This window comes from Sphingomonas mucosissima, from assembly GCF_002197665.1.
GTDB classification, from domain to species: Bacteria; Pseudomonadota; Alphaproteobacteria; order Sphingomonadales; family Sphingomonadaceae; genus Sphingomonas; species Sphingomonas mucosissima.
On sequence record NZ_NBBJ01000002.1, the window covers coordinates 501,996 to 527,228 of the forward strand.

The window sequence follows — 25,233 nt, forward strand, 5'->3', positions numbered from 1 at the left end:
GGCGCCACTTAGCGCCTTCGGGCAGGTAAAGCGACCTCCCGCGGCAGGCGGGTCGATCACCTTTGCAGCGGCTGATGGTATGACGCCTGCTTACCGTCCGCGATCGGCCAGCAGCATCCGCCGCGCGAGCTGGCGTGCCGTGTCGCGCGGCAGGCCAAGCGCCTTCGCCATCGGTGCGCCCAGCAGCGCATCACCCAGCGCCATCAGAACAAGCTGAAGCGTTTCTTCGTGAATGGGTTTGCCGTGCGCCGGCACATCGCGAACCAGATCATCGACGAGGACGTGAATCGCGTTCAGGATCGGATCAAGTGCGTCCTCATTGCCGGTGAGGATCATCCAGCTCGCCAGCGCGCCGGCGCCATTCTGGCCGAACGCGTCGAAGGTGAGATCCACCACCTCTGCCGGATCCTCGAGCTCGCGCGAGCGGATCACCGCTGCCTTGATCGTGCCGACGATGGAGGACGCCATGTGCGCGATCAGCGCCTTCTGTAGTCCCTCCGCGGAGCCGAAGTGGTGGAGAAGATTGGCGTGAGTCCGGCCGATTCGCGCCCCTACCGCCTTCAACGTCACCGCCTGAGGTCCAGCCTCCACCAGCAGTTCACGAGCAGCGGCAAGCGCGGCGGCGCGCGATTCCTCAGGGCTGAGACGACGGCGGACGGGCACTTCGGAGGTACGCAGGGCTGACATTGACCCGGCTCTCGAACCTTCCCGGCAAATTTGCAATGCACGCTCGAAACAGATGAGCAAAAGTGTCGGCTTGGACCGCGGCTGCGCAGCTCGTCATGAGCTGGCGATCACGCCGACGCGCACCCCGCCGTCCCGGGGCGAAACCGCGGCGGCAGGGGACGGAGGCGAGAGGGGGGGGGAGGGCGGCCTTGGGTCAGGCCGCCATCGCCATTCGGTCGACCTCGGCTTCGACGCCCTCGTCCACCGCAAGCGTCAGCACCGCGCTGTCGACGTGACGACCACGCGCAAGCGAAAAACTTGCCTCGCGCCGCACTTCGCGAAAGCCCAATTTGTCCAGCACGCGACGCGACGATGGGTTGTCGAGGTGATGACGCGCATGAAGCTGCCGCAAGGGCAGGGAATGCCGCGCGGTCTGGACGACGGCGCGGCCGGCCTCGGTGGCATAGCCGCGGCCCCAGGCGCTGGGCGTCAGCCAATAGCCGAACTCGGCGACACCAGGCGCAAGCGCACTCAGCCCGATACCGCCCACCAGAACCGGATACGCGCCTTCGTGCGACAAGATCAGGAAGCGGGCATCATTCGGGCGGTGAGGCAGGGCGAGGAAAGCCTCGGCATCTGCGACGGTATAGGGCCACGGCACGTGCGCGAGCTTTGTCGCGACCGCTTCGTGCGCGATGGCACCTGCCAGCGTCTCAGCCTCTTCCGGCCATCCCGGCCGCAGCGTCAGTCTCTTCGTCCGCGCGAACATGTGCGCTCTCCTCCCGAACGCGCCGCTAACCGAGCCTGATGACGGCTCAGCGACAGCGCTTGGTTGAGGGAGCATGAAAAAGGGAGCCTGGGCGGACCCGGCTCCCTTATCTTTGGCTGGCCTCCCTTGCGGAGGCTCCGGATCGCCCTGGTGGGCAACCCGGATGGTCACCCGATGTTATTCTGCCGCCTCGGCAATCATGTCGACCGAACAGAATTTGCGGCCGAGCTTGCCGTCGTGGAACACCACGCGGCCGTCGACGAGCGCAAAAAGGGTGTGGTCCTTGCCGATGCCGACGTTGCGGCCCGGGTAGAACTTCGTCCCGCGCTGACGAACGAGAATGTTGCCCGCGATCGCTTCCTGACCGCCGAACTTCTTCACGCCAAGGCGACGACCGGCCGAATCACGACCGTTACGCGACGAGCCGCCTGCTTTCTTATGTGCCATTGTGCTTGCTCCTTACGCTGCGCGATCAGGCCGACGCGCCGATCGACACGATCTTGAGGATCGTGTGATTCTGACGGTGGCCGTTGCGACGGCGATAGTTGTGACGGCGGCGCTTCTTGAAGACGATGACCTTCTCGCCCTTCGCCTGCGCGATGATCTCGGCGGCGACGGTGAGGCCGTCAGTCGGCTTCAGCTCCGAACCTTCGCCGGCCAGCAGCACGTCGCTCAGCGTGACGGAGGCGCCGGCATCGCCCTCCAGCTTCTCGACGACGATCTTGTCTCCGGCGGCAACGCGATACTGCTTGCCGCCCGTGCGCACGACTGCGAACATGGCCTGACTCTATCCAAATGCTTGTGCCCGGACCGGTCAACCGGGCCAGGAGGAACGGCGCAGCTAGGGGAATCGCCGCGCTTTGTCAACGCGCGGCTTGCGCCAAGATGGCTTAATGCCGGTGTTCGCGTTTCAGGAGGTAGCGCCCATCGCTGAAGCCGGTGAACAGGCCGGAGATCGCGGGATGGTCGACCGGCTCCTCGCTTTCGTCATGCACCAGGTTCTGCTGGCTCACATAAGCGACATAGGTCGATTCGGCGTTCTCGGCGAGCAGATGGTAGAATGGCTGGTCCTTGCGCGGCCGGATGCTTTCCGGGATCGACTGATACCATTCCTCGGTATTGGCGAAGACGGGATCGACATCGAAAACAACGCCGCGGAAATCGAGCATACGGTGCCGCACGACATCACCGATCGTGAAGCGCGCATGGGCAACGGTTGGCGCGGCAGGTGCGCCATCAATCAAGGTGTGGCCGGGAACAGCTGACATGCCGCCAATCTAGTGGTTGTTGCGCGCTGCACAAGCACGCTTGCGCATCGCAACCAACCGCGTTAGAGGCGCCGCCTTCGATCGCCCGGTCTGCGCAAAGCGGCCCGGATGCCTCTGCGGAGAGGTGCCAGAGTGGTCGATTGGGACGGTCTCGAAAACCGTTGTGCCTTTACGGGTACCGTGGGTTCGAATCCCACCCTCTCCGCCACGACTTTCCTAACCGATTGTCGCTCCTCAACTATCTCGCAAATCGCCGCTTTTTAACCGTCCGGGTGTCACAAAAAGCTGGGACGAGATGCAGTTGATCGCGCATGGGGGAAGGTTCGCTGATGGCGAATTTTAGCTGCTGAGCTTTGACCCCGTCACGTGTCGGTCGGCGATCAGCAAAACAAACCTGACGCAGCGATGTGGACGGCTTTCGAGATCGGAGGTCAATCGTTTCGACGCCAGGTGACTGAACGATTTGTGGCAGAGATTGAAGTGGCGAGAACGGGAACGGTGGCCGCTTTGGTCGATGTGCCTGCGGATGCTGCGACGATCGCGCGGCAGCCCCTCGGCGCGTGCCGGAACTTGCCGTGCTCTAAGCGGTACTGGCCCATAGTTCCTGTCACTCGATGCGGTCAATAATGGGTTCCTACGTCCCCACGGAGCGATTGTGCCGCCGCGATCGCGGCGCGGAGCACATTGAAAGCCTTTTCGGTGGGCGGCCGGTCGGCCGGCGAGGTCTCCGGATCGCCCACGCCTTTGTTGACGGTGGTGAGCAGATTAGCACCGCGCAGCGCCAGTTCCGCGTTGTTCGTGGACACGCGCTCGGCGACCAGCGCGAGATAGCGCGCCACATCGTCTGCCGCACTCGGGTCCTTCGGCGGCGTGCGCTCGCCATAAAGGTAGATCGCTGCCTGGAGGTCGACCAGCAGGTCATCGGCGGCTGCGGCCAGGCGTTGGAGCGCCAACATGCTCCCGGGCGAGATCTGGGCGCCTGACGCCGCACTCATGGCTTGCTCATGGGGCGAAAATCGGTGCGAAGTTGTCACCGCATAAACCATTCATGTCAGACGACTTCCTTCAAGGTCAATTAAACGAATATCGTTGAGGTTGATGCGGGTCTGATCAGTATGGTGATTAACGACCTTTGCCTACCGTCCAGGACTAGCCGCGAAGCAGATTCGGCGATGGTCGCGGAAGGCAGCGGCTTGCCGGCCGTGCTCCCGCGCTCTCTGCGGCGCCAAACCGCTGCGGACGGCTGTTAGCGCATCTTAAGGCCGAACTCCTGCGCTGCCGGAGCGATCGGGCCGAACTTCTCTACCAGGGTAGTGCGGGCTCCAGTCGGCGTGAAGAAGCTTTCGTCGAACATGGAGATGCCGAGATGCCGAAGGTAGGTGTCGAGAAGCGAGCCGTCGAAGCGCTTCTTGATCGAGCGTTCCTTATAACGCGACACCTCCTCAAACGACTGCACCTCCCCATCCGCGGAAAAGAACCATTTGGATCCGTCAAACGAGACGGCGATCGACCGGATCGTGTTGAGGAAGTCCGTCTTCTCCGGCCCGTATAGTTCCAGGACCGTCGCAGGCCATTGGCCGGGCCGTTCCTCGGGCACCCAGGTCGCCCGCACGCCGTCGCAGCCGATCTGCTCCGCCAGGTAGGAAATGTGCGAAAAGGCATCGGTGCCTTCGTGGCCGTTGTCGACGAATGCGGTCCAATCGGAGCGCGTAGGAACGAAGAGGAACCGCCGCCGCTCAACACTGGTCAACGGCAGCAACTTCGGCAAGGCCTCACTCAGGTCGACCTGCGCTGTCGATGCCTCCAACTCGACGCCACGCTGGCTCTGGACGTCACCTTGCCACGAAAGGAACGCCTCCACGGCACGGTCTGGATTGCAGCGCAGAAACCCGATCGTGTCGGTGATTGGCGCGAACCTGCCGCCAAATAACTCGTTCATGTCAATTGACTTCCTTCAAGATCACCTGTCCGGACGGATCGTTGGAGTTGATGCGGGTCTGGTGGCCGGGGCCACGCGTCGAACTGGACGTATCATATTCGATGTAGACGCGGCGCCCATTAGCGTCGGTATATTGCAGATCGGGACGGTTCGTGCCCACGCGTTGCCCGCTGGCGTTGACCTGTTGCTGGTTGACCCGGAAATCGGTCGCGCCCGCAGCCCGGGCAGCGGCGATGTCCGATTGCATCGCGGCATTCTGGGTGGGGCTCTGCCCGATTGGACGTCTGAGCGGCAGCGGCGCAGGCGGGGTCGGATTAACGCGCAGATCCTGCGGCAGGCGCGGGGCGGGCGGCGGTGCGACCGCGGGCGGGCGCGGCCGGAAGGCACCCGCAGCAACGCGCCCGAGCCCGCCTGTGGCGGCGGCGACACCGGTCGCGATCGCGGCGTGCTGCCAGTTGAATTCCATGCCCGGGCTCAGTGCCCATTCGGAGACGTAACCGGTGAAGCCGCTGAGCGCGCTGAGGCCGAAGAATGCCGCCAAACTGGCGGTGGCGGGCAGCCAGGCGACAGGCAGGGCGGCAAGCGCACCAACGGCGGCGCCGCGAATACCCGCCAGCAGGATGCACGAAGCGCAGAACGTTTCCTGATTGAGCGCCTCGTTCATCATGCTCGCGGCGGCGCCCGCTGCGGCACCTGCGGCGATGATGAGCAATGGTCCGGTGATGGGGGCCAATGCGACGACTGCGACGGCAGCGACGACGCCGGCAGCGATGGTAAGCGCGGCTTTCCACCACAGGCCGAGCGGGTCTGCGCGGTTGACGGGATCGCCACCGGCGTAGGTGTAGAGGTTCAGACCGCCGGCGAAGCCGATCGGGTCGGGGCTGATGTAGCGGCCGAGCGCGGGGTCGTAGAAGCGGAAGCGATTGTAGTGGAGGGTGAGGCCGAATTCTTCGTCGGCGTATTGCCCGGGAAGGCGCAGCGGCTGTGCTACGGTTGCGTGGAGCACGCACGTGTTGCCAAAGGCGTCACCGTCGCTCTCCCAAGCGATGCTGCCGTCGGTGGCGGTCAGCCGCTGCGGCGTGCCGGTCTGATCGCAGTGGAAGTGATAAAGTTGGTCGCCATCGCGGAGCAGGAGGGGCGTATAGGTCTGCGGCCAGTAGCAATAGTCGCGCGGCGCGGCGCCATCGCTGACTTCCCGAATTACCTGCTCTCCGGCCCAAATGAAGCGCGTGGTTCGATCTTGTCCGTCGCCCGTGACGCGCTTCCATAAGCGGCGGCCGAGCGCGTCATAGCCGTAGCCGATGCGTCTGCCGGTGGCGTCCTCGGCGGTGATCAGGCGGCCAAAGCCGTCATAAGCGAAGCGCCAGGCACTGTCCGGGCCGACGCGGGCTACCATCGAGCCATTGTCGTCGTGCGTGTAGTGCGAGGTGCCCTGTTCGACGATGCGGTCGGTGGCATCGAACTGTGCGGAGCCGGCGGGGCTGTGCGTACGGTTGCCGTTCCCGTCGTAGCTAAATTCGTCGACCGCGCCATTGGAACGGACGTGGCGGGTGAGTTGGCCCTCGGCGTCGTAGTCGAAACCCGTTGTGCCGAGACGGCTATCGTGGCGTTCGTGCAGCCTGTCCTCGTCATCGTGCACGTGACGAGACTGCCAAAGCAGCTTACCGTTATGCTCTACCTGCTGGCTGGCGAGCAGGCCGATGCTGTCAAGCATCGTCGTGACAATCGTGCCGTCTGGTGAGGTCTTGCGCCAGCCGGTGTCGTCGGGCGCGTACTCTAGACGATGCCAGCCACCGGTCCAGTCGCACAACGCCTCGAGACGCTGGTCCCGGTCGCGGACGTAGTGAATCGTGGAGCCATCGGGATAGGTGAGGCCGACAAGCCCGACCTCGTCATAGTCGTAGCCGACCGTCGCGTCGGCGCTACGCTCCTCCACGACGCGACCGATCTCGTCGTAATGCCAGACGACCGTTCCCGCGGCGTTGGTCGCGGCGATCATTCTTCCGGCCTCGTCGTAGTCGAACGCAGCTTCTTCGCCGTCCGTCGTGCGCAGGAGCCTCACCCGACCATTCGCGTCGCACGTCACATCAAGTCTAGCGCCGCCGCCCCGGACGATTGCCGCGAGGTGGCCGGCGGGATCGTAGCGGTAGCTCTCCTCGCGACCGTCCGCGAAGCGGAAGCCGGCGGGGCGATCGCTGTCGTCGCGCTTCACCTCGGTGCGGTTGCCGTTCCCGTCGATGATCGTCGCGAGCTGTTGGCCGTGATATTCGAAGCGCTCGGTGCGGCCGATCCGGTCACGGCGAGCCTCGATCATCTCGCCACTGGGATCGGCAAGTGCGGCGTAGCCCTGCGACGCATAGGCGATGCGGGCATCGGTGCCGTCTGGGAACTGGACGCGCTCCATTCGGCCGTGGCGGTCATGTTCGGCGCGGAAGCGGTCCTTGCCGTTGCGCGCTACGGTTTCGACGTTGCCGGCAGCGTCATAGCCAATTGCGAGATGCGCGCCGGAGGGCGTGGTCATGGTGGCAAGCTTGCCGTCCGCGCGGTGGACGGTGCGCCAGCGACGGCCGGATGGGCTGGTCGTGCCCCCGATCTGGCCATCGTCGGCGAGATGGATGCGGCTGACCCCACCGTCGGGGGCGCGCAGCAGCACGTCCCCGCTGCCCGTTTCTCGGCGCGCCTCCAGTTTCGTATTGGCGAAGCTCGCCGCGAGCCGGTCGCCCAGGCCGACGCGGCGAAGCGCAGCAATCTGTGCGGGGCTGATCGTCGATCGCTCACCGACGCGGCGGCGCGGGGTCGGGCTCGCCACTGCGCGCTCCGCAACGAACGTCTGCCCCGCGGCACTGAGCATCGCAAAGGCGGCGAGCGGGCCGAAGAAGGCGTCGAGTTCCGCCGCGGTCGAGGCGCGCAGGAAGATCGGCAGCGTGCGTGGATCCCAGAAGCGGAACAGCCACATCTCGCCTTCGGGCGAGCGCACCTGCAACCAGGAGCGCAGATGCTGCCGCACGCGCCCCGGCGGCGCATCGCTGACGAGAAGGCAACCCCACGCGCTGTCGCCGAAGCGCGCGGGCAGTGTCGCCAGTAGGGCGGGATCAACCCGGACCACGTGCGGAGCCTTGTCGCCGTAGTTCTGCTGCGCCTCGCCGATGTACAGGCTCGACGCACGATCCTCGCCCAGTGCGCGAAGCCAGCCGATTGCGCCATCATCGACGCACGGATCGACCACGGCGTAAAGGTGTCCGGCCTCGGCCGCGCGCTGCACCAGCGCCGACTCGGCCGGCCGGATGCGCACCGCCGGCGGCGGCGGTTCAGCCGCGGACGAAGGGCGTGCCGTCACGATGGGCCTGGTCCAATGTGGTGGAGCGGACGCCGCTGCCGTTGCCGATGGTCACCGTCGCGGCGCCCTTCACGATCTTGCCTTTATGGCAGGTCGTGTCGCCCATACGCGCCGCCTTGTGGCCGTTGATCTTAACGGTCGGCGCGCCGGATTCGATCTGCGTCGGCCCGCCGGGGCAATCCAGTTTGTCGCCGACGCGGGCCGCGGGCAGACCCTCGATCGTGACGCTGGGCGAGCCCAAGGCAATCGGGCCGGCAGACGTGTGCGGGCAGGATTCGATATCGGTTACTCTGGCGGCTGGGGGCATGGTCTATCCTGCGAACGCGAGAGACAAGCTCATCGGCGGGTGCGTGCCTGCTGGTTGTAGGCTTCACGGAATTCCTTGGCGAACATGTCGAGGAATGCCTCGTCGGAGCCTTGTGCGACGCCGCCGAACTCGCGCTCATAGGCCTGCCAGAGCGCAGCATCGCGCGCGGCGGGATAGATGCGTTCGAGAACACCATTCGCCTTGGCGCGCGCGCGGATCGCGGAGGGTGAGAAGCGTTCCAAGGTGGTGCGAAGGGCGCCCTGCATGGCGCGAAGCGTGGCCATTTGGTGGGACTGCAGGTCTTCAAAGGCATCCTCGACGGCGCGATCAGGAGGCATGAAGCCTGGCTGCGGTGGGCCGAGCAGCATTGCTAGCGCGTCTTCGGGTGCACGGGCAAACTTCAGCGGATTGTGGCCGTCCGGACTGTAGGCAGTGGGCTCCGCGCCCAACTGCGCCTTGGCGCGCGCGCGCGCCTCCAGCATCACCACCATGCCCGCGACAAGGCGGCGAAACAGAAGGGCGGCGCTCGTGACTGCTGTGGGCCCGAGGCGGGCCTGATCCAGACCCAGCGCGGACAGAAAGGCATCGGCGGGTGGCTGAGGGGCGGGTTGTGCGGGGCTGGCCGGTGGCGGTGCCGATTGCGAAGTGGGGGGCGGCGCGAGGCCGAGCGGGTCGCGGGGAGGCTCAACCGGCTGACCGAAGCCGCCGCGTGCCCAATCCACGACATTACCCTCCGCGATCCGGCCCCAGAGGTCGTCTGGCGAGGGAGGTGGCGGGCGGTCTGGCGCCGCACTCGACCACGCCGAGGCAGGATCGGATGGGGGAGCAGCGGTGTCCCACGCCGATCGGACCGGGGTGGGGGGGACGGCTGGGGTCGCCCAGCCGGCGTGCGATGCTGGCGGGGCCGGTACTGCGTCCCACCCGGCGGCGGCGCGGTGTGGATCCTGGCGGGCAAGCGCGGGTCCGGTCTGCGGCTTCCAATCGCAGCTTTGGCTGCGCGAGGGGGGCGGCCCCCAGCCGGTGTTGCCGGCCGATGGCGCCGGTGCCCAGCCAACGGGTGGAGCGGGTGCTTCGCTGGCCCATCCAGTAGCCGAAGGCTCACCAGGGTCCTCATCGTGCCAGCCACGCCATGGGGCTTGCTGACCATTTGCGCCGAGTGAGGCGGCGATCGTGAACGGGCCGGCGCTGATCAGGTCGCCATCACCAATGACATGCTGGCCGCTCACCTGCTCGCCGGTGCGGGTAAGAAAGGTGCCGTTGTAGCTATGATCGACGAGCAGGTAATTGCTGCCGTCGTAGCGAATCTCGAAATGGCGCGAGGAGAGGTGCCGCGTCGGATCGGGCAGCACCCAGTCGCATTCCGCCGCTCGCCCGACAAAGGCGCCGTGACGATCAAGAACGAGTTCGGGCGGCACGGTGCCGCCGGCCGTAGCCCCGCCTCGTATCGACAGCGTCAGCATCATCGCTGGTCAGCAGCCCCCGCGATCATCATGCTCAATCGCCCGCCGCAGGACCGAGATCGGCCGGCGATCCGAACGCGTCGCCCGAGAGGCCCTCGGGGTTGATGTCGGTCTGGCCACCGTTGAGCAGCAGCTTGCTGCCGCCGTTCACGCGTGTGTCGGTGCCGCCGTTGACCAGCGCGTGATCGTTGGCTTGGATCTCGACAGTGGGCGACTGAATGGTGATCTTGTCGGGCCCGATCGTAATCTTGGAATTCTTGACACGGATCGTGATCGCGGTTTTCGACTCGATCGACAGAACGTCATCGACGAGCAAGGCGTCAGTCTTCTGAACGTGTGTCTCGCGCTTACCAACGATCAGTTTCGTATCGTCACGCCCAATCCGGGTCGTCCGGTCAAGGCCGACGCGTCGGTTCTGGTTATGGCCCACATGGTTTGATTGGTCGAAGCGAACCCGGCTGTTCATGTCGCGCTCGGCGTGAACGAAGATCTCCTCCGCACCGCCCTTGTCCTCGAAGCGGATCTCGTTGGAGGTGCGATTCTGCCCGCTGTCGAGCGGCTCGGTCTCCGGATACTCGCCCGAGTCGCCATAGGTAAGCGTGCGCCACAAGGCGCGCGTCTTGTTCGCTGGCAGATCGTACGTCGGCATGTGCGACTTGTTGAACACGCGGCCCATCACAATCGGGCGGTCGGGATCGCCGTCGAGGAAATCGACCAGCACCTCATGCCCGACACGCGGCAGGATGACGTTGCCCAGCCCGCCGGTTTGTGACACCCGGATCCAGCAGGTGGATTTCTCGCCCGGCGTATCGCCACGATCCCAGGGAAAGCGCACCTTCACCCGGCCGTATTCGTCGGTGAAGAGCGTCTCGCCCGCGGGGCCGGTGACGGTTGCCGTCTCCAGTCCCAGCGCCCGGGGCCGGGGCGTGTCGGCGGGCGATTGGAAAGTGGTGTCCGCGGGGATCGCCTCGAACTGGACGTTGAACGGCTCCTCATCGTCCTGCTCGCCCGAGCGATAGGCCTCGGACGCGATCGAATGCACCGCCGAGGTGACGATGAACGAGCCATTGAGCCGGCCCGCGGGATGGTCGGTCACGTCGAGCCGCTGGCCGGTGCAGATGCCCGAAGCCTGGCTGGCGCCGGTGAAGGTGCGGCGGCCGGCGCGCTGGGCGTCGAGCATCGTCTGGCCGCGTTCCTTGCCAGTCTGTTCCTGCTCGCCGCGCCCGGTCTTCTCGCGCGTGTAGCGGCCGGGATAGACGAAGATTTCACGGTCGTCGCGGGCATGGCCGCCCTCACCGGCGCTCTCGGTCGCTAGCGGCTGGTCGGGCGACTCGAAGTCGAAATCGCGCACCGTCACCTTGGCCTGACCGGTGGAGGCGACGCGCTCGACCCAGCTTTGCAGGATGTCCTTCGGACTGGTGTCAAAGCGGCTCTTGGAATTGGCGGTGAACACCGACATGGCATTGGCGTTGAAGCGCAGCTTGGCCGGCGTGCCCGGCTGGTGCGCGGACGGCCCCTCGCACAGCACCATCACATGCCGGTCGGCCTTGTGCTGGAAGAAATAATAGATTCCTTCTTCCTCCATCAGGCGGGAGACGAAGGCGAAGTCGCTTTCGCGATACTGGACAGTATAGCCGCGCGTCACGCGCGGCTTCGAGAGCCTGGTATAGTCGACGTCCTGGATGCCCGCGCCCTCGATCACCTCCTTGATGATGTCCACCGCATTCTTGTCCTGGAAGATCGCCATCTGGCGGTTCTGCGCCAGGTAATAGGTCCAGGGCTCGATCTTGAGCTTGTAGTGATGCCCCGCCGGGGTCTCCTTCACATACTCTCCGGCTGTTACGAGCCCGTGGAAACGGCGGAGCAACTCGCCATCCTCCAATACCGCCAGTCCGGCCGGTTTCCCTAAGTGAGGATAGAGATCCAGCTCGAGTGGCGAAATGATCGTCGCGGACACGGTGAAGGGCTTCCCCAACCGTTCATCGCTCTCGATGCGCTGCAATACGACCTGCTCGTCCCCGACGTCGATCGACATCTCGGTAAGACGTTGTCCTGCATCCGCCACCCACTGCTCCCCGCGACCAAAATAACGCTTCGACGACGCCGTGCGTCGGGCTGCCTGCTGGCACTTAGGTGCCAAAAACCTCGGGCGATCACAATGGTTCCAAAGGCGAATTGTGGCTGAATTGCGGTTGAACAAGAAATCAAGCTGTCATATGCAGTAACTATGGGGGGGACGATCCGACGGGTTAAACCGGAGATGCCCAAGACGATGCGAATCGTTCTATATACGGTGGCGGCAATTGCCGCACTGCCGGCTTCAGCGCAGCAAGCCTCGGTTTCGAAAGGGCCGAGTGTGGCGGGCTATATTTGCACCTTCGCCGGCAAATGCGACGGCGTGGAAGGCGCTGTTGAAACCCGTGACGCGCCGGAGACTAAAGGCTTTCGGCTTGCGCGATCGGCCTCGCCTGCGTCCGAAACGGCTGCTTCCGTTCCTAACCGGGTGATGAGCCGTACGCCGCGGGTTGCAGCCAACGTCCGTCATGGCGGGGCATCATCCCACGGCACCCAAAGCGTCGGCGAAACACGCCGCGCCAACCTCGCGAATGCAGCTGCGCTGCCCGCACGAGCGGCGACAAGCGCGCCGGGAATGGGGCGTCGCGCAGATTTGATGATCGGGTTTGAATTGAATTCCGATCGCCTCACCCCCGAAGGGCGTGCGTCGGCCCGCATCTTCGCGCAATCGCTTCTTACACCGGAGCTGCGTGCAAAGCGGTTTCTGATTGCCGGCCATACCGACGAGCGTGGCGGACGCGGGGTCAACATGCCGCTGTCGATTCGGCGAGCCGCGCGCGTCGCGGAGTTCCTGCGTGCGCAAGGCGTCGAGGCGGACAGGCTTGAAACGCGAGGTCTGGGATCTACCGCGCCGCTGCCTGGCCTTTCAGCCAGTAATCCGGCCAACCGGCGGGTCGAAGCCGAGTTGATCTCGTAACGGATCGCCCCCATGCTTCGGATTGATCATGAGGCGTTGCTGGCGCCGGTTTCCGAGGATGAGCCGGCCGGTCCTGACCTCACGTACGATCCCGGTCGCGAGGCGATCGAGCAGGCGTTCGCCGCCAGCGGGGAGGAAGCTGACTGGGACGCGACTGCGGGTCTGATCATCAATCAGGCGGCGCGCACGCGCGATCTTTGGCTGGCCGTATACCTCGCTCGCGCCGGTGCGCGGGGCGGGCGGCTCGAGGTGGTCGAGGACGGGCTGGCGCTGCTCGCCGGCTACCTTGAGCAGTTCTGGGGCAGCGTTCATCCGACGTTAGAGGAATATGGCGTCGAAGGGCGCAAGGGCGCGTGCGAGTCGCTGGTGCGGATCGGTGAATTCCTGGCTCACCTCCGTCGTGTACCGCTGGTGGAACATCCGCGGCTCGGGCGCTACTCGGGCGCGGATTTCGAATTGTATTCGGCCGAGGGCGCCTCGGCGGAGGGATATGGCCAGTTTCGCGCCGCGCTAGCCGACACACCCGTCGACCAGATCGAAGCGCAGGTGGCGCGGCTCGATCGCTTGCGCACGCTAGTCGCGCGGACCGATGCGGTGCTGTCCGAACAGGCGGCGCTGGCGGGGCAGACCGGCACCAACTTCACCAGTACCTATGAGGCGATTGACGCCTTGCTTGCCGCGGTGCGCAGTTTCGCTGCGGTGGAGGAGCCAGTGGCTGCTGTGGCGGAGATCGGCAGTGGCGCTGTGGTAGCGAAGTCGGCCGGCATTTCGGGGCGAATCGAATCGCGCGGTGATGTCGCACGGGCGCTCGACGCGGTGATCGAATATTATGGTCGGGCCGAGCCCTCCAGTCCGGTGCCGGTCGCACTCGGGCGGATCAAGGGCTGGATCACCATGGATTTCATGTCGATCCTGGAAGACATAGCGCCAGGGAGCCGAAGTGAAGCGTCGAGCGTATTGCGGTCCAGAGCCGAAAGCGGGAGCGGTTCGGATCTAATGTAATTGTCCGGGCTTCCTCGCGAACGGCGGCCGACGCCAGAGCAAAGGAGCCCCAAACAGGGGATGCTTTTAGATGGCGATCAAGAGTGGTCAGCGGTTCATTCGGGAAAACCGAAAGCCGCGCGTGCATATCGAATATGAAGTCGAGACCTATGGCGCGCGGCAGAAGATCGAGCTGCCATTCGTGATGGGCGTGATGTCCGATCTTTCCGGCAAGAGCCTGAAGGACAAGAAGGCAGCAGAAGCGCGCGAGTTCGTCGATTTCGACATGGACAATTTCGACCAGCGGATGGAGGCGATCGCGCCGCGCGCCGCCTTTGCGGTGGACAATACGCTGACCGGCGAGGGCAAGCTGTCGGTGGACCTCACATTCAATTCGATGAACGACTTCCTGCCCGGCCAGATCGCGAAGAAGATCGAGCCGCTGGCCAAGCTGCTCGAAGCGCGCACCCAGCTGGAGGACCTACTCTCCTACATGGACGGCAAGCATGGCGCGCAGGACCTGCTTGACAAGGTGCTGAACGATCCCGCGCTGCTGAAGGCGATCCTCGCCGAACGCGCTGCGGCCCGCCAAAGTGCAGCCGACAACGATTCCGCGCCGTCCATCTCCGCCTAACCCTTAAGCGATCGGAACATCGACCATGGCGCAAGACGCGCTTCAGCAGACCGGTGAGCTGGCCCAAACCACCAACACGGAGATCAGCGATTTCCAGGCGCTGCTTCAAAAGGAATTCAAGCCAGCGAACGAAGAGCGCCGCACGCGTATCGAGCAGGCGGTGCAGACGCTGGCGGAGCAGGCGCTGTCCAATGCGCAGATCGTCGGCGGCGACGTGTTTGCGACGGTTGACGCAATGCGCGCGGCGATCGACCGCAAGCTGACCGAGCAGATCAACCAGATCATTCACCATGAAGAGTTCCAGAGGCTGGAATCGGCATGGCGCGGGCTGAACTATCTCGTGATGAACACGTCGACCGGCAAGGATCTCAAGATCCGCGTCATGAACATGTCGAAGGAAGAATGCCGGCGGATGTTTCGCCAGTATCGCGACGCGGCTTGGGATCAGAGCCCGTTGTTCAAGAAGATCTACGAGAATGAATTCGGCCAGCTCGGCGGGCAGCCATATGGCGCGTTCGTGTGCGATTATAGTTTCGACCATTCGGCGCCCGACCTGGAGGTAATGCGCGGGCTGTCGCGGATCGGCGCGGCAAGCCACGCGCCGTTTATCGCCGCCGCAGCGCCGTCGCTGCTCGGCATGGACAGCTGGACCGAGTTGTCCAACCCGCGCGATCTCGGCAAGCTGTTCGATGCGACCGATTATGGCGCTTGGCGATCCTTCCGCGCATCGGAGGACAGCCGTTATCTGGCGCTCACCCTGCCGCGCTTCCTGGGTCGGCCGCTCTATGGCGCGAAGACCGAGCCAGTCGAGGAATTCGACTTCGAGGAAGATGCCGGCGGCACGCACGACCATCATCTCTGGCTGAACGCGGCGTATGCGATGGGCACGCGGATCACCGAGGCGTTCAAGACCTATGGCTGGACGACTCGCATCCGCGGCGTGGAATCGGGCGGCACGGTTGAGGAACTGCCGACGGCCATGTTCCCGACCGACGAGGGCGGCGTTGACCAGAAATGCCCGACCGAGATCGCCATTTCGGACCGTCGTGAGGCAGAATTGTCGACGGCTGGGTTGATGGCGCTTGTGCATCGGAAAAATACAGACCAAGCGACGTTTATCGGTGCACAAACAGTTCACCGGCCGGCGACGTATGACAAGAAAGAGGCGACGGCAAACGCTAATCTTTCGGCAAGACTTCCGTATATATTTGCAAGCTGCCGATTTGCGCATTACTTGAAGTGCATGGTGCGCGACTGGGTGGGTGGATCACGTGAAACAGAGCAGTTGCAGCGTGATCTTAACAATTGGGTCCTCCAATATGTCGACGGCTCTCCGGAATCGTCGAACGAGGACACCAAGGCCCGCCTGCCTTTGAAGCAGGCCAAGATCGAGGTGATCCCTGATGAGGAGAACCCGGGTTACTACAAGGGGAAGTTCATGTTTGTACCCCACTACCAGCTAGAAGGTATGGATGTGGCGTTGAGCATGGTTTCGCGGCTGCCCAAGACTTCGGGTTAAGCCTTATCTTTTGAAGCGACCGAGAAACGCAAACTGATACAGGAGTGAGTCAATGGCAGTCGATCTGTTCTTGAAGATTGATGGGATCAACGGCGAGTCGTCGAAGAAGAACCATCAGAACGAAATCGATATCATCTCGTTCGATTTCGGTGCTGTGCAGCACGGATCGTTCCACTCGGGTGGCGCCGGCGGTGGTGCTGGCAAGGCCGAGATCTCGGACATTCGTATTCAGAAGGAAGTCGACAAGTCCTCGCCGCTGCTGTTCAAGGCCTGCGCCTCGGGCAAGCACATCAAGGAAGCGATCATCTATTCGCAGAAGGCCGGCGACGGCGGTTCGGCCCTGACCTATTACAAGATCAAGCTGGAAGACATCATCGTCTCCGACATCCACAACAACGGCGCCTCGGGCGGCGATGCTATCATGGAATCGGTGACGTTCAACTGCGCCAAGGTGACGTTCGATTACCAGGCACAGAGCGCCGACGGCGGCAAGGACGGCGGCGTTGTCACCGCTTACTACGACATCCGCCAGAACGAGGCGGGCTGAGCCGTGGCGGCAGTCGTTCGCGATAGGGCAGATATGGCCGAGGCGGACGACCTGCTGCGCGCGGGCGATCTCGACGGGGCGCGACGCGTGCTCGTCGAGATCGCGCGGCGCGACCCTGGCGATGTGCCGACGCGGCTGTTCCTGTGGCAGCTCCTCGCGGTTGCCGGCGAATGGACCAAGGCGAAGAGCCAGTTGACCACGCTGGCGCAGCTGTCGCCCGAAGCGCAGATGCTGGCGGTCGTCTATGGCCAGGCAATCGAGGCCGAGTCGGTGCGGGCCGCGGTGCTCGCGGGAACGCAGCGAGCCGTCATTCATGGCGGCGCGGAATGGGCCGGCGGGGTCGCCGAGGCCCTTCAATTTGAAGCGAATGGCGATGCGGCGCAGGCGGAGGGTCTGCGCGCGGCGGCATTCGATGCGGCGCCCGACACGCCGGGCGCGGTGGACGGCGCCGCGGTCAACTGGATCGCCGATGCCGACCCGCGCTTCGGCCCCACGATTGAAGCGATCGTGGGCGGGGAATATGGCCTGCTGCCCTTCTCGGCGGTCGAGAAACTTACCAGCGAGGGGCCGAAGGATCTACGCGATCTCGTCTGGTATCCCGTCGAGCTGACGCTGAAAACCGGGGCGCGGATTGCCGCGCTGCTGCCGACGCGTTACCCGGGCGCAGCCGACGATGCGGCGGAGCGTTTTGCCCGGGCTACCGGTTGGGACGATGACGGGCGCGGCCGAGGGCAGCGGCTGTGGACCGCGTCGGACGGCGAGGATCGCGGGCTGCTGTCCGTGCGCTCGGTCGAGCTGCGCTGACACGATGGCCGTCCAGCAACGCCTGACGCCGACGATCTATGACAAGCTCGTCGCCGATCTCGACATTTCGGGAATGCGGCAGGACGACGACGTGGCGCCTGCGGTCAGCCGCGAGAAGTTTCGCTATTATTCCGTGCCCAAGCTGGAGCGGTTCAACGAGGCCGCATTGCGCGCGACGGTGCGCCGCGATCTCGCCTGGCTGTTCAACACCACGAACCTCGAATCGCTCGTTGATCTGGAGCAATTCCCGCATGTTCGGGAGTCGGTGCTCAACTACGGGCTGAGCGACCTGGCCGGGCGCACGCTTGATCGCCGCGCGGTGCTGGAGCGCGCGAAGGAAATTCGCCGCGCGATCCGGCTGTTCGAGCCGCGTCTATCGCGCGAGGGGCTGACGGTCGATCCGGTTGAGGATCCGACCGATCCGCATGCGCTGACCTACATGATCCAGGGCGACATCAGCGCCGCGGCGCAGGCGATGCCGGTCAAGTTCCGCACCGAGATTGAGGCCGAGACGACATCGGTCAACGTGCGGGAATAAGCGATGGCGAGCACTGGCATCGATCCGCGCCTGCTGCGCTTCTACAACGACGAACTGGCCTATTTGCGTGAGGATGCGCGGGCGTTCGGCGAGGAGCACGAAGCGGTTGCGGGGCGGCTAGGGCTGAAGACGCCGACCGATCCCGATCCCTATGTCGAGCGGCTGCTGGAGGGCGTCGCCTATCTCGGCGCGCGCGTGCAGCTAAAGATCGCGGATCAGTATCCCGAGTTCACGCAGCATCTGCTGCACGCGATTCAGCCGCATTACCTCGCACCAACCCCCTCGATGTGCATCGCGGGGTTCGAGCCGAAGGATGGCGACCCGATCCTGGTGAAGGGCCATCACGTCCCGCGTGGGACGGCGCTGTCAGCCACTGCGACCGACCAGGGCGGTGCAACGGTTGAGTTTCGCACAGGCCATGACGTGACGCTCTGGCCGCTCAAGATCACGCAGGCGGAGTATCTGCCAAGCCGTGCCGCGGTTGCGCCGTTCGCAGCGGCGGCGGACGTGCGCGCCGAGGCGGGGCTGCGGTTGCGCTTCGAGGCGACGGGTGGCGCGGATCTGCCCAATGTGCTGCCGCAGGCGCTGCCGATTTATCTCGCCGGATCGGAAGCGGTTCCGGCCGAGCTTTATCGGCAGATCGTTGGAGAAACGGCGATGGTAATCGCGCGCTCTGCCGACGCCGCTGCGGGGTCGGACGGATGGGCGCGGCTGCCGCAGCCGAGGCAAGTCGGGTTCGCCGACGACGAGGCGCTGCTCCCGGCCGAACTGCGTTCATTTCGCGGCTATCGCCTGCTCAGCGAGTATTTTGCATGCCCCGAACGCTTTCTGTTCGTCGATCTGAAGGGCCTCGACCACGGGTTCCGCACCAGCCCCAAGGCGTGCGACGTCGTGCTATTGTTCACGCGATCGTCGCCGGCGCTGCACAATGCGATCGACCCATCAAACTTCCGGCTGTTCGCGACGCCGGCGATCAACCTGTTCGAGAAGCAATTGGGGCGGGTGCGAGTCTCGCGCTTTGAACATGAGCATCACGTGGTGCCCGATCGCGCGCGGCCGCTGGATTTTGAGGTATTCCGCATCCTCGATGTCAAAGCCTACGCGGCGAACAGCATCGACGCGCGGACGGTGGCGCCGCTTTATGCGCCGGGCGCCCTGCTGTACGACTGGAACGAGGCGCTGTTCTACACGACGCAGCTGCGCCCGCGCCGGCTGTCGAGCCGCGAGCAGCGGCTGCGGCGACGCAGTGAATATACCGGCACCGAGACGTGGCTGTCACTGACGGCGCCAGGCGCGCCTGATCGGCTTGACGATGTCGATGAGCTGGCGGTGCGCGCGCTCGTCACCAATCGTGAACTCCCCGAATTGCTGACCTTCAAGGGCTCGCACCATTTCACCGTTTCGGGCGTGCCGGCCCGTGCGGTCACGGTGCTGCGGGCGCCGACGCGGCCGCAAACGCCCATGGGGATGGGCGATGCGGCGTGGCGGGTGATCGGGCACCTGACCCCGAATTACATGTCGCTCGCGCCGGAGACCGGCAGCGATCCGCAGGTGCTCCGCGACCATCTCGCGCTGTACGGGCGTCCCGATGATGCGGCTTCGCGCCGGCAGGTCGATGGGGTGACGGCGATCCGCTCCGAACGGATTGCGCGCCGCGTACCGGGAATGGACCGCATGTCGATCGCGCGTGGGCATCGCATTCGCGTGACGCTTGACGATGCCGCGTTCGACAAGGGGCGTATGTTCCTTTTCTCGGCAGTGCTCGAACGCTTCCTGGCGGAATTCGCTAGCGTAAACAGTTTTACCGAAACGGTGGTCGGCAGCGGCAATGAGGGGGAGTTTCAGCGATGGCCGCTGAGAATCGGTCGCCGTCCGACCATCTGACCTTCCTTGCTCAGGCGGCGGCGCAGGCGAAGCGATACGGCCTGTTTCCGATCGCGCGAGGCGCGGAGGCGCGGGCGCCGCATCTGCCGCGGATCGGGCGGGCGCGGCGTCCGGCGCAGAGCGTGGCCGACTTCGTGCAGTTGCCCACACCCGCATTTCCCGACTCCACGCTGGAAGAGGTGGAGGTGAAGGACGGGCGCGCGCGCGTCGGCGGATATTGGTTCGGATTGACCGGGCCGATGGGTCCGCTGCCCTCGCACATGACCGAGTTTGCGCATTTCGAGCGGCGCTATGCGCGATCGCGGCCGTTCGGTCGCTGGCTCGATCTGCTCGCGGGGCGGATGCTGCAGTTCTTCGTGCGCGCCTGGTTGGATTCGCAACCCGCCGCGCAAGCCGATCGCCCGGAGGATGATCGCTTTGCAGAACACCTCTCCCGCCTTACCGGGGCGAGTGAGGGCGTGGCAAAGGATGCGGCATTTCCCGCCGCCGGGCGGGCGCATTACGCCGCGCTGTTCGCCGGCCGGCGCAGCGTCGGCGCGCTGGAGGATGCGCTGACGCATCTGCTTGGCCAGAATGTGCGGATCGAGGAGTTCCGCCCGCGCTGGCGCGACGTGGAACGCGAGGATCGCTCGCGGTTGGGGCGGCAGTTCGTCGGGCTGGGCGAAGAGGCGATGCTTGGCGGGCGGGTGCGCGTCGTTTCCGATGCGTTTCGCGTGATCATTCGCGCCAAGTCTGCGGCGGATTATGCTGCGCTGCTGCCGGGCGGCGCGCGCTTCCGCGTGCTGTCCGAGGCGCTCGATGGCTTTGCGCCGAGCCATCTTGAATGGGATGTCGCACTGGAGGTCGAAGGCCATACGGCCGCCGTCGCGCGGCTGGATGGCGGCACGCGGCTCGGCTGGTCGGGCTGGGTCGGTGGGGGCGGTCCAGGGGTGCGCAACGATGCGCATCTGCGCCGCGGAGCGCGAGCACGAACCGTGGATCGTGTTACATGAGGGAGAATTGACATGGCGATCGCTTCCGCCGTCGGCCCAAGGCGGCCGAACCGGAAATCCGACGTGACCACCGTGCAGCAATTGCTCAACCGTAGCGGTTCGGGCGCGGCACTGAAGGTGGACGGGCTGTTCGGCCCGCGCACTGCCGCCGCAATCACCAATTATCAGAGCAAGGTGCTGCGCTTCAGTCGCCCAGACGGTGTGGTCGATCCCGGTGGGCCGACGCTCACCCGGCTGAGCCGCCAGCATAATGGCAACACCACTCCCAGCCGGCCAATCCCGCGCCGTGCACCGGCTGCCCCAACGCGGGCGGCCCCGCCCACCACCGCTAACACGCCGGCAACCGGCGCGGGCACCAGCCCGGTGCGCACCGGAGGCGCGATGGGACCGGGCGGGCTGAGTGAGGAAACCTATGTAGATATGGCTGCGCGGCTCGGCTGCGAAGTCGCCGCGATTAAGGCGGTGGTCGAGTGCGAGGTTGCAATCCGCGGCCCGTTCGATGCGCAGGGCCGCCCGACGATCCTGTTCGAGCGGCACAAGTTTCATCACCACACCAACGGCCGATATGACCGATCGCATCCGGACATCAGCAACCCCAATTGGGGAGGTTACGGCAAGTTCAGCGAGCAGTATCCCAAGCTCGAGCGCGCCATGGCGCTGAACCACGCCGCCGGACTGAAATCGTGCAGCTGGGGAGCGTTCCAGATCCTGGGCGAGAATCATGTTCAGGCGGGCCATGCGACGGTGGACTCGTTCGTTGCCGCGATGCGCCGTGGCATCCTGCCGCAGGCCGAGGCGTTCGTCGCCTTTGTGCTGGCGGACAGCCGGCTTCGCTCCGCATTGCGTCAGCGCAACTGGGCGACCTTTGCCCGGATCTACAACGGGCCCGGCTACAAGAAGAATGATTATGATGGGAAGATGCGTGCCAATTATCAGAAACATGCCAAGTAAGGGGTCCGCGACCATGTCTCTTCTGCTCGCCTGCGCGGTCGCTGCCTGTGGACAGCCCGCGACGGATACGTCGGCCAACACGATCGCCGCGCCGGTCGCTGCCAATGGTGCAGCAACAGCGCCCGCGCCGGCTCCTGCGGCCGGCGAAGCGGCGGCGTTGAAGCTGTCCGGTGCGGCAGACGCGGCGTCCATCGCTGCCACGCTCGCGGAGGCCAAGCGGCAGGGGATGAGCGACGCCAAGGTGACTGCGGCGCAAAGCTTCCGGATCACCGAGGGTGGGCGCGAGATCGCGACCGTGCTGACCGGCGAAGGCAAGATGCCCGACGCGACCTTTGCGGGATGCTTCGTGGCGCTGCGGACGGGCGACAATGTCGAGCTCATCCCGACGCTCGGCTATGGCGATTACGAGGCGCAGACCTGCGGCGGGCCGACTGCAGTGGCGATCCTTTCGTCGGGCGATCCGGTGCGGTTCGGGATGACGTTCCACAGCTATTCGCAGGACGCGGAGGAGACCGTGCCGATGGTGGTCACCTGGAGTCGCGGCGACGGTTCGCTGCTCATTGATACCGAACTGTCGACGAAAGCGGCAAACAGCGGGATCAAGACCGTCGCCGGGATGCGTCCGCTGGTGCGCTAACCACCCGAGGATCGCCGCGACGACACGACTTACAGGGAACGCAGATGACCGGATTTACGCTTTCCGAACTGGTGGGACGCCTGGGTCCGGCGGCGCGGCAATCGCTTGAAGGAGCGCACGGCTTCGCCAAAATGCGCGGCAACGCCTATGTCGAGCTGGTCCATTGGATTCATCTGCTGGTGCAGGATTCCAGTGGTGACGTCGCCGCGATCCGCGCGGCGTTCGGGCTGGATGAGGCGGCGCTTTCGCGCGACATCGTGGGATCGCTCGATATCGTACCGCGCGGCGCTTCGGCGGTGGCGAACTTCTCCGAACAGACGTTCGAGGTGATGCAGCAGGGGTGGCTGTACACCTCGCTGAAGTTCGGGGCGGCGAAGGTGCGGACCGGGCACCTGATCTATGGCATGTTGCGCACGCCGAACCTGCGCAACGCGCTGGTCGCGATCAGTGGCGAATGGCGCAAGGTGGATGCCGAGCGGCTCGGGGACGAGTTCGACGCGATCGTGAAGTCTTCAACTGAGGCGACGGTGGTCGAAGAGGCTGCGCCGTCCCCCAGCAGCGGTGGCGCTTACGCGCAGACCGGCGAGGCGCTGGCGAAATATTCGACCGATCTGACCGCCAAGGCGCGCGCCGGGGAGATCGACGCCGTGGTGGGCCGCGATGCGGAGATCCGGCAACTGATTGACGTGCTACTTCGACGGCGGCAGAACAATCCGATCCTCGTTGGCGAGGCCGGCGTGGGGAAGACCGCGGTTGTGGAGGGGTTCGCGCGGCGCATTGCCGACGGCGACGTGCCTCCCGCCTTGCGCGATGTGACGCTGCGCGCCCTTGATGTAACGCTGATGCAGGCCGGTGCGGGCGTGAAGGGCGAATTCGAAAAGCGCCTGCGCCAAGTGATCGACGAGGTGGAGGGCGCCGCCAGCCCGGTAATCCTGTTCATCGACGAGGCGCATACGTTGGTGGGCGCGGGCGGGCAGGCCGGGACGGGCGACGCGGCCAATTTGCTCAAGCCGGCGCTCGCGCGGGGGCGGCTGCGGACGATCGCGGCGACCACCTATGCCGAATATCGCCAGTATTTCGAAAAGGATCCGGCGCTTACCCGGCGCTTCCAGACTGTGGATGTTGCCGAGCCGGAGACGACGGTCGCTGTAGACATGCTGCGATCGGTGGTGCCGGCCATGGAGGCGCACCATGCCGTCGTGATGCTCGACGAAGCGGTGACCGCAGCGGTGACGCTGTCGCATCGCTATGTTCCCGCGCGGCAATTGCCCGACAAGGCGGTGAGTCTGCTCGATACCGCCGCTGCGCGCGTCGCGGTGTCGCAGCATGCTACGCCCGCCGCAGTTGAGGATCGCCGTCGGCGGCTGGAGCTGCTGGAGGCCGAGCGCTGCGTCGTGGAGCGCGAGACGCAAGGGCGGTATCGAAAGGATGATCGGCTTGCCGATCTCGACGGTGAAATAGCGGATGCCCGCCACGCGCTAGAAGCGGTTGAAGCGAAGTGGGCGGCGGAGAAAGAAGCGCTCGAGGCGGTGCGAACGGCGCGCGACGGCGACTTGGCCGAGCTGGACGAGGCTATAGCCAAGGCTCGCGAAGCAGCTGGCGACGATCCGATGGTGTTCGGCGTGGTCGATGCAGATGCGATCGCCGCCGTGGTCGGCGACTGGACCGGGATTCCGGTCGGCCGCATGGTGAAGGACGAGATCGCCAGCGTGCTCTCGATCGGTGACGCGCTGAAGAAGCGCGTGATCGGCCAGGATCATGCGATGGACGCCATCGCCAAGCGCATCCAGACGAGCCGCGCGAAGCTCGACAATCCCGCCAAACCCGTTGGCGTGTTCATGCTCTGCGGCCCTTCGGGCGTCGGCAAGACCGAAACGGCGCATGCCCTGTCCGAACTGCTGTTCTCGGGTGACGATTCGATGATCGTCATCAACATGAGCGAGTTCCAGGAGGCGCACACCGTTTCCACGCTGAAGGGCGCGCCGGCCGGTTACGTCGGCTATGGACAGGGCGGCGTACTGACCGAGGCGGTGCGGCGGCGGCCGTACAGCGTGGTGCTTCTGGACGAGGTGGAGAAGGCGCACCCCGACGTCCACGAGATGTTCTTCCAGGTGTTCGATAAGGGCTTCATGAACGATGCGGAAGGTCGGCACATCGACTTCCGCAACACGGTGATCCTGCTCACGTCCAACGTCGGCACCGACCTGATCGCGACGCTGACCGAGGACGAGGAGATGGCGCCGACCGCGGAGGGCCTCGCAACTGCGCTGCGGCCCGAGCTGCTGAAGGTGTTTCCACCGGCGCTGCTCGGGCGGCTTTCCGTGCTGCCTTACTATCCGCTCAGCCGGGACATGCTGGCGGGAATCGTGCGCCTTCACCTCGGGCGGGTCGAGCGGCGCATCCGCGACAATCATGGCATCATGCTGGCGATCGATCCGGCGGTGGTCGACCATATCGTGGCGCGTTGCACCGAGGCGGCGTCGGGAGGGCGGATGATCGACGCGATCCTGACCAACACGATGCTGCCCGACATGTCGGTCGCGCTGCTGGAGCGGCGGATGCGCGGCGAGGACGTGAAGCGGATTGATGTGCGGGTTGAGGGCGATGCGCTCGCCTATAGCTTCGACGATGCAGCCGCGCCGGTAGCCGCCATCGTCGAGACCACGTCCGATCCAGCCACGGCCGAGGCTGCATGAGCCAGCAGGATCCTTATGCGCATGAGCGCGCCACACCGCAGGTGCCCCAATGCGGGCGATCGACGGTGTCGATCGTTGCGGCAGTCGCCGCAGTGTGGATCAGCGCCGGTGTGCTGATCGAAGCTTATGGCGCGGGGCCGCCTTATTATGGGCGGACGACAAACATGGACAAGTGGACGAGTCCATGGCCGGTGGTTGCGGTGGCCGTCGTCAGCGCGTTGGTGGTAGCGGCAATTGCTCTACGACCAATCCTGTCCAAGTCGGGGGCCAAGCAAAACAAAGCCAATTGAGCGTGCATCCATAACAACCGCG

General features: G+C 65.1%; 24 protein-coding genes and 1 tRNA gene. 14 read left to right on the forward strand and 11 right to left on the reverse strand.

Annotated features, from left to right (window positions below; all coding sequences use genetic code 11):
• Positions 1-90: 90 nt before the first annotated feature.
• The 5 genes from SPMU_RS09520 to hspQ form a co-directional block, all read right to left on the reverse strand.
• Positions 91-687: a TetR/AcrR family transcriptional regulator gene (locus SPMU_RS09520; RefSeq protein ID WP_088333605.1), complete on the reverse strand. Its 597-nt coding sequence runs from the start codon at positions 685-687 to the stop codon at positions 91-93.
• A 193-nt stretch (positions 688-880) separates the two neighbouring features.
• Positions 881-1,435: a GNAT family N-acetyltransferase gene (locus tag SPMU_RS09525; protein WP_245832977.1), complete on the reverse strand. Its 555-nt coding sequence runs from the start codon at positions 1,433-1,435 to the stop codon at positions 881-883.
• 177 nt (positions 1,436-1,612) lie between these two features.
• Positions 1,613-1,882, reverse strand: coding sequence for a 50S ribosomal protein L27 (gene rpmA, locus SPMU_RS09530; RefSeq protein ID WP_046406357.1), 270 nt, complete (start codon positions 1,880-1,882; stop codon positions 1,613-1,615).
• Between the two features lie 25 nt (positions 1,883-1,907).
• Positions 1,908-2,213, reverse strand: coding sequence for a 50S ribosomal protein L21 (gene rplU / locus SPMU_RS09535; protein ID WP_046406359.1), 306 nt, complete (start codon positions 2,211-2,213; stop codon positions 1,908-1,910).
• A 112-nt stretch (positions 2,214-2,325) separates the two neighbouring features.
• On the reverse strand, positions 2,326-2,703 hold the full coding sequence (hspQ, locus tag SPMU_RS09540; RefSeq protein WP_088333606.1) for a heat shock protein HspQ: 378 nt from the start codon (positions 2,701-2,703) through the stop codon (positions 2,326-2,328).
• A gap of 118 nt (positions 2,704-2,821) precedes the next feature.
• Here hspQ and SPMU_RS09545 point away from each other — a divergent pair.
• A tRNA-Ser gene (locus tag SPMU_RS09545) sits at positions 2,822-2,911 on the forward strand.
• A 412-nt stretch (positions 2,912-3,323) separates the two neighbouring features.
• On the opposite strand, the gene SPMU_RS09550 is transcribed toward SPMU_RS09545, so the two are convergent.
• From SPMU_RS09550 to SPMU_RS09575, 6 genes are all read right to left on the reverse strand, one after another.
• A complete protein-coding gene (locus SPMU_RS09550) occupies positions 3,324-3,698 on the reverse strand; it encodes a hypothetical protein (RefSeq protein WP_140418440.1) in 375 nt (124 codons plus the stop codon).
• 251 nt (positions 3,699-3,949) lie between these two features.
• Positions 3,950-4,642: a hypothetical protein gene (locus SPMU_RS09555; protein WP_088333608.1), complete on the reverse strand. Its 693-nt coding sequence runs from the start codon at positions 4,640-4,642 to the stop codon at positions 3,950-3,952.
• 1 nt (position 4,643) lies between these two features.
• On the reverse strand, positions 4,644-7,979 hold the full coding sequence (locus tag SPMU_RS09560; protein ID WP_088333609.1) for a DUF4123 domain-containing protein: 3,336 nt from the start codon (positions 7,977-7,979) through the stop codon (positions 4,644-4,646).
• Entirely contained in the window at positions 7,951-8,286 is a 336-nt protein-coding gene (locus SPMU_RS09565) for a PAAR domain-containing protein (RefSeq protein ID WP_088333610.1), read from the reverse strand. Before SPMU_RS09565 ends, SPMU_RS09560 begins: the two co-directional genes overlap by 29 nt.
• A gap of 29 nt (positions 8,287-8,315) precedes the next feature.
• Entirely contained in the window at positions 8,316-9,749 is a 1,434-nt protein-coding gene (tagH, locus tag SPMU_RS09570; protein ID WP_088333611.1) for a type VI secretion system-associated FHA domain protein TagH, read from the reverse strand.
• A gap of 31 nt (positions 9,750-9,780) precedes the next feature.
• Positions 9,781-11,811 carry a type VI secretion system Vgr family protein gene (locus tag SPMU_RS09575; RefSeq protein WP_140418441.1) on the reverse strand — a complete coding sequence of 677 codons (2,031 nt, stop codon included), beginning with the start codon at positions 11,809-11,811 and terminating at the stop codon, positions 9,781-9,783.
• A gap of 606 nt (positions 11,812-12,417) precedes the next feature.
• Here SPMU_RS09575 and SPMU_RS16900 point away from each other — a divergent pair.
• From SPMU_RS16900 to SPMU_RS09640, 13 genes are all read left to right on the forward strand, one after another.
• Positions 12,418-12,738 carry an OmpA family protein gene (locus SPMU_RS16900; protein WP_169715669.1) on the forward strand — a complete coding sequence of 107 codons (321 nt, stop codon included), beginning with the start codon at positions 12,418-12,420 and terminating at the stop codon, positions 12,736-12,738.
• Between the two features lie 12 nt (positions 12,739-12,750).
• Positions 12,751-13,740, forward strand: coding sequence for a type VI secretion system protein TssA (locus tag SPMU_RS09585; protein ID WP_088333614.1), 990 nt, complete (start codon positions 12,751-12,753; stop codon positions 13,738-13,740).
• 70 nt (positions 13,741-13,810) lie between these two features.
• Complete coding sequence (gene tssB / locus SPMU_RS09590) at positions 13,811-14,353, forward strand: type VI secretion system contractile sheath small subunit (RefSeq protein WP_088333615.1); 543 nt, start codon at positions 13,811-13,813, stop codon at positions 14,351-14,353.
• 25 nt (positions 14,354-14,378) lie between these two features.
• The gene (gene tssC, locus SPMU_RS09595) at positions 14,379-15,872 is read left to right on the forward strand and encodes a type VI secretion system contractile sheath large subunit (RefSeq protein ID WP_088333616.1); all 1,494 of its coding nucleotides are present in this window, start codon (positions 14,379-14,381) and stop codon (positions 15,870-15,872) included.
• Positions 15,873-15,924: 52 nt separating this feature from the next.
• Positions 15,925-16,419, forward strand: a complete 495-nt coding sequence (locus SPMU_RS09600) for an Hcp family type VI secretion system effector (RefSeq protein ID WP_088333617.1) — start codon at positions 15,925-15,927, stop codon at positions 16,417-16,419.
• Between the two features lie 33 nt (positions 16,420-16,452).
• Positions 16,453-17,223, forward strand: coding sequence for a type VI secretion system accessory protein TagJ (locus SPMU_RS09605; RefSeq protein ID WP_088333618.1), 771 nt, complete (start codon positions 16,453-16,455; stop codon positions 17,221-17,223).
• 4 nt (positions 17,224-17,227) lie between these two features.
• On the forward strand, positions 17,228-17,761 hold the full coding sequence (gene tssE, locus SPMU_RS09610; protein WP_088333619.1) for a type VI secretion system baseplate subunit TssE: 534 nt from the start codon (positions 17,228-17,230) through the stop codon (positions 17,759-17,761).
• Between the two features lie 3 nt (positions 17,762-17,764).
• The gene (gene tssF / locus SPMU_RS09615; RefSeq protein ID WP_088333620.1) at positions 17,765-19,645 is read left to right on the forward strand and encodes a type VI secretion system baseplate subunit TssF; all 1,881 of its coding nucleotides are present in this window, start codon (positions 17,765-17,767) and stop codon (positions 19,643-19,645) included.
• On the forward strand, positions 19,609-20,637 hold the full coding sequence (gene tssG / locus SPMU_RS09620; protein ID WP_088333621.1) for a type VI secretion system baseplate subunit TssG: 1,029 nt from the start codon (positions 19,609-19,611) through the stop codon (positions 20,635-20,637). Before tssF ends, tssG begins: the two co-directional genes overlap by 37 nt.
• Before the next feature lie 12 nt (positions 20,638-20,649).
• Positions 20,650-21,588: an N-acetylmuramidase domain-containing protein gene (locus SPMU_RS09625; protein WP_088333622.1), complete on the forward strand. Its 939-nt coding sequence runs from the start codon at positions 20,650-20,652 to the stop codon at positions 21,586-21,588.
• A 13-nt stretch (positions 21,589-21,601) separates the two neighbouring features.
• Complete coding sequence (locus SPMU_RS09630; RefSeq protein WP_088333623.1) at positions 21,602-22,225, forward strand: hypothetical protein; 624 nt, start codon at positions 21,602-21,604, stop codon at positions 22,223-22,225.
• 44 nt (positions 22,226-22,269) lie between these two features.
• Entirely contained in the window at positions 22,270-24,921 is a 2,652-nt protein-coding gene (tssH, locus tag SPMU_RS09635) for a type VI secretion system ATPase TssH (RefSeq protein WP_088333624.1), read from the forward strand.
• Positions 24,918-25,211, forward strand: a complete 294-nt coding sequence (locus SPMU_RS09640) for a hypothetical protein (RefSeq protein ID WP_211275758.1) — start codon at positions 24,918-24,920, stop codon at positions 25,209-25,211. The genes tssH and SPMU_RS09640 overlap by 4 nt, the downstream gene beginning before the upstream one ends.
• Positions 25,212-25,233 lie beyond the last annotated feature (22 nt).